At 39.9% G+C, this 7003-nt stretch carries 5 protein-coding genes; all 5 read left to right on the forward strand.

Going from position 1 to position 7003, the window contains the following annotated elements; genetic code table 11:
• The first annotated feature begins 37 nt into the window (after nucleotides 1–37).
• The gene (locus EKC99_RS08795) at nucleotides 38–1768 is read left to right on the forward strand and encodes an ABC transporter ATP-binding protein (RefSeq protein ID WP_163151484.1); all 1731 of its coding nucleotides are present in this window, start codon (nucleotides 38–40) and stop codon (nucleotides 1766–1768) included.
• Entirely contained in the window at nucleotides 1762–3558 is a 1797-nt protein-coding gene (locus EKC99_RS08800; protein WP_032100691.1) for an ABC transporter ATP-binding protein, read from the forward strand. Before EKC99_RS08795 ends, EKC99_RS08800 begins: the two co-directional genes overlap by 7 nt.
• Nucleotides 3559–3740: 182 nt before the next feature.
• Nucleotides 3741–4361, forward strand: a complete 621-nt coding sequence (locus EKC99_RS08805; protein WP_163151486.1) for an NUDIX hydrolase — start codon at nucleotides 3741–3743, stop codon at nucleotides 4359–4361.
• Nucleotides 4362–4829: 468 nt separating this feature from the next.
• Nucleotides 4830–5663, forward strand: coding sequence for a pirin family protein (locus EKC99_RS08810; RefSeq protein WP_163151488.1), 834 nt, complete (start codon nucleotides 4830–4832; stop codon nucleotides 5661–5663).
• Between the two features lie 164 nt (nucleotides 5664–5827).
• Entirely contained in the window at nucleotides 5828–6562 is a 735-nt protein-coding gene (locus EKC99_RS08815; protein ID WP_035067472.1) for a metallophosphoesterase family protein, read from the forward strand.
• Nucleotides 6563–7003: the final 441 nt, after the last annotated feature.

The following is a 7003-nucleotide window of genomic DNA, read 5'->3' on the forward strand; positions in this document are numbered from 1 at the left end:
AATAAAGTGAAAAGTAATTTTTGTTTGGGGGTTTTACATGTTTGGTGTGCTAGCGTATTTAAAACCATATACGAAATGGATGATACTAGCATGGGGGCTTATGCTTATTGAATTAGCTATTGAACTGTGGCATCCATTGCTGATGGCAAAAATCATTGACGACGGAATACTGCAACACGATTTTTCTGTCGTCTGGAAGTGGGGGAGCATCATGATGAGCACTTCCCTTATTGCTTTTATGGCTGGAATCGCCAACTCTTTTGTGGCTGCTTACGTTGGTCAAAATTACGGGTTTGCTTTGAGAAATCGTTTATTCGAAAAAGTTCAATCGTTTTCTTTTTCTAATTTTCATCAATTCCCGACGTCTTCTTTAATTACGCGAATGACAAACGATATCACGCAAATCCAAAACACCGTGTTTATGAGTTTGCGTATTATGCTGCGGGCGCCGCTGTTAGTGTTGTTCGGTACGGTGATGGCGCTTTATGTTCATTTTAAACTTGCGCTTATTTTAGTTTTCACGGTTCCGATTTCATTATTGTTTCTTATATGGATGATGAATAAAGGGATGGCATTATTTAAAATGGTGCAGCAAAAACTCGACCAAGTCAATGAAGTGATGCGGGAGAATTTAACGGGAATGAAACTCATTAAAGCAATGATGAGAGGGGAACATGAACAGCGGCGTTTTACAAAAGTGAATGAAGATTTGATGAACCGCACCATTCGATCATTGCAAACCATGGAACTCTCAATGCCTGTTCTATTATTCGTTATGAACATAGCGATTATCCTTATTCTCTGGTTTGGTGATATAAACATTCAAATAGGCAGCGCAAAAGCAGGAGAGGTGGTAGCGATTGTTAACTATGCTACACGTATTACCTCGGCTTTATCGATTTTTACGTTTATTCTCATCGTTTTTTCCCGGGCCAAAGCATCGGCGCGGCGGGTCTCAGAAGTGCTGGCAGTAAACATCGATTTGTCAGATCGTGAAGAAACTAATTATGAAACAACGATCAAAGAAGGCAAAGTCATATTTGAAGATGTTCACTTCCAATACTCAAATTCTCAAGTTCCCGTTTTAAAAAATATTTCGTTTATTGCCCATCCCGGGGAAACGATTGCCATTTTAGGAGCGACCGGGTCGGGAAAATCTTCTTTATTGCAACTAATTCCGCGGTTGTATGATGTGAATAAAGGTCGGGTTTTGATTGATGGCATCGATGTTCGCGACATGAATCAGGAAATGTTGCGAAAACAAATCGGCTTTGTTCCGCAAGAAGTTTTATTGTTTTCCGGAACGGTGAAAGAAAATATCGCTTTTGGGAAAGAAGACGCTTCAATGGAAGAAATGATAGAAGCAGCGAAACATGCGCAAATTCACGAAACGATTATGAAACTGCCAAACGGATATGATACGATTGTTGGACAAAAAGGTGTGAATCTCTCCGGCGGCCAAAAGCAGCGGCTTTCCATCGCAAGAGCGCTTATACGGAAGCCGAAAATTTTGCTGCTAGATGACAGTACAAGTGCACTCGATTTAAAAACAGAGGCGGAATTATTGAAATCTTTGAAATCATATACATGTACAACGTTCATTGTGACCCAAAAGGTAAGTACGGCCATGAAAGCGGATACGATTTTACTTCTCGATGAAGGGGCTTTATTAGCCAAAGGGAATCACGAATGTTTATCGAAAAGCTGTGCTCTATATCAAAAAATTGTGCAATCACAGCTTAATAGCGAGGAGAAATACATATGTTGAGGCCGCAGCATCATTGGAAAAAAACATCGGAACAAAAAGCAAACAAATTGTTTCAAACATTAAAAAGAATAGCAACACTCCTTTCAAAGCAAAAAGGAATGTTAGCTCTTGTGCTTCTCATGGTTGTCTTCAGCTCTTTTTTAAGTCTGTTTGGCCCTTATTTCATTGGAAAAATCATTGATGAACATATCGTCGTAAAAAAGCAAGACGGGCTCATTCAGTCGCTCATGATATTAGGTGGAGTGTATCTTTTTCTCTCTCTGTCTCTTTTTCTGCAAAATTATTGGATGATTGCGATTGCTCAAAAGACGGTTTATTCGTTAAGAAAACAGCTGTTTGAAAAGTTTCATAAACTCCCAATCCGCTTTTTCGAAGAACGGCAACACGGGGAGCTCATGAGCCGAATCACAAACGATATTGAAAATGTGAGCCAAACATTAAATAGTTCCATTATTCAATTGTTCTCAAGCACTCTTACGCTTGTTGGCGCGGTTATTGTAATGGTTTCGCTAAGTCCGCTGCTGACGGTTTTGACGTTAACAATTGTTCCAATGATGTTCTTTGGCATGAAATGGATTACGAACCGTACGCGGATGTTATTTAAAGAACAGCAGCGCAATTTAGGAGAGCTCAACGGCTTCATTGAAGAATCCATTTCTGGTCAAAAAATTATCAAAATGTTTTCACAAGAAAGACAGACGATTTCTGAATTTCAACGAAAAAACGAAAAGCTCAAACAATCCGGTTTTTGGGCGCAGACGTATTCCGGTTTTATTCCAAAGTTGATGAACGTATTAAACAATATCAGCTTTGCCATCATTGCCGGGATAGGAGGAGTGCTCGCGTTAAAAGGCCTCATTTCGATTGGCGTCATCGTTATTTTCGCGGAATATTCACGACAGTTTACCCGGCCTCTTAACGATCTTGCCAACCAATTTAATATGTTGCTGTCGGCGATGGCCGGGGCGGAACGAGTTTTTGAAATTATCGATATGGAAGAGGAAGAAGACAACGAAGAGGCCATTCATTTACGAAACATAAAAGGAGAAGTGGAATTTCGCCACGTTTCGTTTTCATATGAAAAAAGACAGGAGACGATACGCGAGATTCATTTTCATGTTTCTCCTGGTGAAACGGTGGCATTAGTCGGTCCGACAGGAGCAGGAAAAACAACGATTATTAACCTTCTTTCCCGCTTTTATGACCCGGATAGCGGACAGGTGTTTATTGACGGCTACGATATCAAACATATTAAAAGAGCGAGTCTTAGACAGCATATGGCGTTCGTTTTACAAGATACGTTCCTTTTTCAAGGGACGATTCGAGAAAATATTCGTTACAGCAGGATAGATGCCAGTGACAAAGACGTGGAAGAAGCAGCCAAATTAGCGAATGCCCATTCGTTTATTATGAAGCTTCCAAACGGGTACGATACTGTTTTAAACGAAGAAGGAAGCGGAATCAGCCAAGGGCAAAAACAGCTTTTGGCGATTGCCAGAGCGATTTTAGCCAACCCGTCCATCTTAATCTTAGACGAAGCGACAAGCAGTATTGATACAGTAACGGAGCTGAAAATACAAGAAGCGTTACAGCGGCTCATGAAAGGGAGAACAAGTTTTGTCATCGCCCATCGCTTAAATACGATTCGAAACGCTGACCAAATTATTGTGCTTCACGAAGGACGCATTGTTGAAAAAGGCACCCATCATTCATTGTTAAAAGCAAAAGGGTTTTATTACGAACTGTATCATGCTGGTACCGATCAATTTAACATTTCAAGGGGAAGATAGAAATTTTTCTGTAAAAAATGAACAAGGAAACCGCTGTTTCCATTCGTTCTCAAACGTGATGTAAAACATTTGTATGTAATAATGTTTTATTTGGCAATGAAGAGGCACATTTTTTGATTGCGATGGATGATGCGGAAACATATATTAAGTATGAAGGTGAAGCAGGAAATGAGGGGGGAATAATGGAATATAAAACAATCATTGACAAATTAAGCAATCGAACACCGACTTTGTTAGGACATGAACAGTTCGGTAAATTCGCAGTACTTTTACCGTTAATCGAAAAAGACGATGAGCTTCACGTCTTATTTGAAGTCAGAGCGTTTCATTTAAACAGGCAGCCTGGAGAAATCTGCTTTCCCGGTGGAAAAATTGATCCAAATGACAAAAATGCCCAAGAGGCAGCCATTCGGGAGACAGTTGAAGAATTAGGGATCGAAAAAGCAAACATCACTGACGTTTTTCCGTTAGATTACATCGTGTCTCCTTTTGATACGATCATTTATCCGTTTGTTGCGACGATTCGTCATCCTCACAAAATGAAACCAAATAAAGAGGAGGTCGCTGAAATATTTACTGTTCCGCTGTCTTTCTTTCAACAAACGGAGCCGGAAGTTTATTACGTCCACTTTAAAGCAGAGCCTGAACCAAATTTTCCATTTGATAAGATTCCGAACGGAGAAAATTATAATTGGCGCCCCCGAAAAATGGATGAGCACTTTTATTATTATGAAAATAAAGTCATTTGGGGGTTAACGGCAAGGATCATTTACCATTTTATTGAATTGATTCAGAAAGATTGAAAAGAGTCAATCGAAACATATTGAATTCAAATCTAAACAACATCAACTGGAAACAGGAGGAGAGGCCTTTGTCAACTACCCCCACTTAGCTAACGCTTGAAGCGGGGGCTTGCAACTCCCCAGAAGTGCGAACGGACTTCGTCCTCCTTCCTTGACTTGGGGTTGCATCAGGGGCAGGTTGACGACTACCCAACGACATAGGTCATGCCTATATCGCTACCGAGTGGCTCGGCATGTCTGTAGGCAGTACTTGACTTCCACGCACAACAGACGGATGTACGCTCGATGTTTTACGGTTGCAACGTTTCCTGCAACCAACTCCCTACATCGAGTAACGGGGATTGGAGTGCCTTGATTCAACGGTTTTCTCCACATTCTTATTCTATCATATACAAAAGAAAGGAGGAAGGGCGATTCCTCCCCGACTTTCGCTCTCGCTTAGAAGTCGGGGTCTCCTCGCCAAAGATGATGAAAAAACAACGAGGCATTCGTCGTATTAAGACAGTGCAGTACCAAACAAACAGCCCAATTCACCAGAATGGTTTTGTTTTAGAACCGGGAAATTGGCAAGAATACGACCCGTTCTTAATGCTTGCCGAAGATTTTTTTCAAAGAGGAACGTTCGATCTTCATCCGCATCGCGGCATTGAAACGGTGACATATGTGATTGATGGGGTGCTTGAACATTTTGACAATAAAGCAGGTTATGGAAAACTGGAGCCGGGAGATGTGCAATGGATGACAGCTGGGAGAGGTGTCATTCATAAAGAAGACCCAGCACCTGGTTCTACTGTGCATAGCCTGCAGTTATGGATTAACTTACCGAGCTCGAAAAAAATGACCGAGCCTCGTTATCAAAATTTAAAAAGTAAGGATATGCCTGTGCGTAAAGAAGAAGGGGCTATTATTCGAGTTTTTTCTGGTTCATCAAAAGGAGTACAGGCTTCAACCCTTAATCATGTTCCTGTTACGATGGTAGAAATGTTGCTAGAGCCAGGGGCGAGTGTCGTACAAGATTTGCCGGGAAGTTATAACGGCTTTCTTTATATTTTAGAAGGAAGCGGAACTTTTGGGATCGATGAAACAGAAGGACATAAAGGACAAGTGTTATTTTTAAGTTCAGCGGACGGAGCTTCCGAGAGCGAAATTAAAATCACTGCTAAAGAAAAACTTCGCATTCTCCTGTATGCAGGTGAGCCAATAAATGAACCCGTTGTCGCATACGGACCGTTTGTCATGAATACAAAAGAAGAGATTCGTCAAGCTATTCTTGATTATCAAACAGGGAAGTTCGATGAATGAAACGGCTTTTATTTTTTATGAACTGAGGGAAAACGCCTTTATTCTTGAATAAAAGGACAAGAACGCCTAAGAACGCCTAATAGGTTGATAGAATGATGGTCTTAGGTATGAAAAAAACAATCACCAAAATATTATAAATTAATAAAGAATTGGAGAGGGGAGTTTTGGAAACAAAATTAGCAATCATAACCGATATTCACGGCAACAGTGCTGCCTTGCGAGCGGTATTGGATGATATTGACAGAAATAATCCAGTAGAACATATTTACTGCCTAGGTGATTTAGTGGCGATTGGACACGAAACAAACAAAGTTCTTGAACTTTTATTTTCCCGCAATGATATATCTTATGTTATGGGGAATCATGATGAAGCCATTTTAAACATAATGAAAGGGAAAGAACCGGGAAGTGTGGGCGAAGAAAAAGAACATCATCAATGGATTGCTTCACAGCTGGACAAAAAGTTTATTCCCGCTTTATCGAAAATACCGAAAAAATTATATGCCGAATACAATGGGAAAAAATTATTATTTGTGCATTATCATTTGAACGAAGAAAATCAGTTTATCCCTATTGATCAACAACCAACAATAAAGAAACTTGACGAACTATATAAAACTTCTGACGTAGATGTCGTTTGTTTCGGTCATCATCATATACTACATCATTTTAGATCTAAGGAGAGGCTTTATATTAATCCGGGCGCTTTAGGCTGTTATCACAAGCCTCTAGCTCCATACGCTATTCTAAACATCGGTGCGGAAGGAATCAGTGTCACTTTCAAAGAAGTAGCGTATGACAATCGGGAATTTTTGCTTGCCTACGACAAACTGAAGGTCCCAGCCCGTGATTTTATTCTTCGTGTTTTTTACGGAAATCAACATTTGCAATTTAACTAAATTCTGTTTTCAACTAATGAAATAGACTTAGTGAAGAAAGAAAAGTGAGGATCACTCATAAGGTAGAACATTTCCTTAGATTAATCCTTATTTACAATTTATATAAAGATTGGAAGAGATTTCATTATGAATGATCGCTACTGTCACACCCAGGCGTTTACGTTTCTTGCCTGGGCTTCTTTTTACTGTTATGTGGGTTTATGTTCATCAGTTTGGACAATATGATACTGGTGCTATATAGGTTGTAATAAAGAATTTCCGATCTCCATGTCCCGTCTTTATCACCTGACAAGCTGGCACGGTGACAAGAAGAGCGAACAATGCCATGTAAAACAAAATTGCAACTTATATAGTATAGTTTTATGGACAGCTTTTAGTTAACTCTCTATCATAAAAGATAAGAGAGGAAGTGTCCGATATGAAACAAAAAAAGAAATATAA

The sequence above is a fragment of the Anoxybacillus sp. MB8 genome (assembly GCF_011006755.1).
Lineage (GTDB): Bacteria > Bacillota > Bacilli > Bacillales > Anoxybacillaceae > Anoxybacillus > Anoxybacillus gonensis.

What these genes read in the sequence shown, in the direction of transcription:
- EKC99_RS08800 (WP_032100691.1), top strand. Translation starts at nt 1,762, where the DNA reads ATGTTGAGGCCGCAGCATCATTGGAAAAAAACATCGGAACAAAAAGCA.
- EKC99_RS08810 (WP_163151488.1), top strand. Translation starts at nt 4,830, where the DNA reads ATGAAAAAACAACGAGGCATTCGTCGTATTAAGACAGTGCAGTACCAA.
- EKC99_RS08805 (WP_163151486.1), top strand. Translation starts at nt 3,741, where the DNA reads ATGGAATATAAAACAATCATTGACAAATTAAGCAATCGAACACCGACT.
- EKC99_RS08795 (WP_163151484.1), top strand. Translation starts at nt 38, where the DNA reads ATGTTTGGTGTGCTAGCGTATTTAAAACCATATACGAAATGGATGATA.